This window comes from Caballeronia choica (assembly GCF_001544535.1).
GTDB classification, from domain to species: Bacteria; Pseudomonadota; Gammaproteobacteria; order Burkholderiales; family Burkholderiaceae; genus Caballeronia; species Caballeronia choica.
Window position 1 is genome coordinate 1 of the sequence record NZ_FCON02000450.1, and the last position, 1,414, is coordinate 1,414.

Here is a 1,414-nt window from a genome sequence, read left to right on the forward strand (position 1 = left end):
CTCTGACATCCTCGCGAAAGTCACGCGTGCCAGGGCCAAGCTTAATAAGATGCAATCCGTTTGACGCGCAGCACTAGGACAACGGCGCTGGCCACCACACTTTCAATAACGACGACCGCGAACCACGATTCGCGGCGCACCAGCACGTCCTGCCGGCGTTCCATCTCTCTCGCATGTTGGGAACGAATCGGCCGCCAATCATAAATGGAGTGAGACATGAAATCAGTAATGCGCCGTACGGTGTTGAGTTCGCTCGTCTGCGGAGCGATGTTCGCCAGCCTCTCGATGGTCTCGTCGCTGGCTCATGCAAGCAAGGACAAGCCGGAGATCGGCTTCTGCATCGACGACCTGCGCGTCGAGCGCTGGTCGCGGGATCGCGACTACTTCGTCGCTGCGGCGACCAAGCTCGGTGCCAAGGTATCGGTGCAATCGGCCGATGCGAGCGAAGCGCGGCAGATCTCGCAGATCGAGAACCTGATCTCGCGCGGCGTCGACGTGATCGTGATCGTGCCGTTCAACTCGAAGACGCTCGGCAACGTGGTGGCCGAAGCGCACAAGGCGGGCATCAAGGTCGTGTCGTATGACCGGCTGATCCTCGACGCCGATGTCGATGCGTACATCTCGTTTGATAACGAGAAGGTCGGCGAGATGCAGGCGCAGGGCGTATTCAACGCGCAGCCGAAGGGCAACTACTTCCTGCTCGGCGGCGCGCCCACCGACAACAACGCGAAGATGCTGCGCGAAGGGCAGTTGAAGATCCTCAAGCCCGCGATCGATCGCGGCGACGTGAAGGTCGTCGGCCAGCAGTGGGTGCCGGAGTGGAGCGCGGCGACGGCGCTGCGCATCACCGAGGACGCGCTCACCGCCAACAACAACAAGATCGACGCGATCGTCGCGTCGAACGACGGCACGGCGGGCGGCGCGATCCAGGCACTGGCCGCGCAGAAGATGGCGGGCAAGGTGCCGGTCTCGGGACAGGACGCCGATCTCGCGGCCGTCAAGCGCCTCGTGGCGGGCACGCAGACGATGACCGTGTACAAGCCGCTCAAGCTGATCGCGGGGGAGGCGGCGCAGCTCGCCGTCGATCTTGCGAAGGGGCAGCCGCCGAAGTTCAACGCGAAGTACGACAACGGCAAGAAGCAGGTCGATACGGTGTTGTTGCAGCCGACGCTGCTGACGAAGAGCAATGTCGATGTCGTTATCAAGGATGGGTTTTATACGCAGTCGCAGTTAGCTGGGAATTGAGGTCGCTGGCGCTTGGGGGTGGGGTGGGTTGGGTTGGTGTTTACACCGTTTGATGCGCTCGGGCTTCTGTGGAACTTGTTTTCTTAGCGGTCTATTTGCTCTGCCCCTGTCCGGGGCGGGACTCACTTTCTTTGCTGCTGCAAAGAAAGTAAGCAAAGAAAGCAGCTTT

2 protein-coding genes are annotated in these 1,414 nt (G+C 61.2%); one reads left to right on the top strand and one right to left on the bottom strand.

Translation table 11 applies throughout. The features are described 5' to 3' along the window. Positions 1-41: 41 nt before the first annotated feature. On the bottom strand, positions 42-164 hold the full coding sequence (locus tag AWB68_RS51030) for a hypothetical protein (protein WP_268810994.1): 123 nt from the start codon (positions 162-164) through the stop codon (positions 42-44). 52 nt (positions 165-216) lie between these two features. Here AWB68_RS51030 and xylF point away from each other — a divergent pair, with 52 nt between their 5' ends. After that, a complete protein-coding gene (gene xylF, locus AWB68_RS44890) occupies positions 217-1,245 on the top strand; it encodes a D-xylose ABC transporter substrate-binding protein (RefSeq protein WP_087650449.1) in 1,029 nt (342 codons plus the stop codon). Positions 1,246-1,414 lie beyond the last annotated feature (169 nt).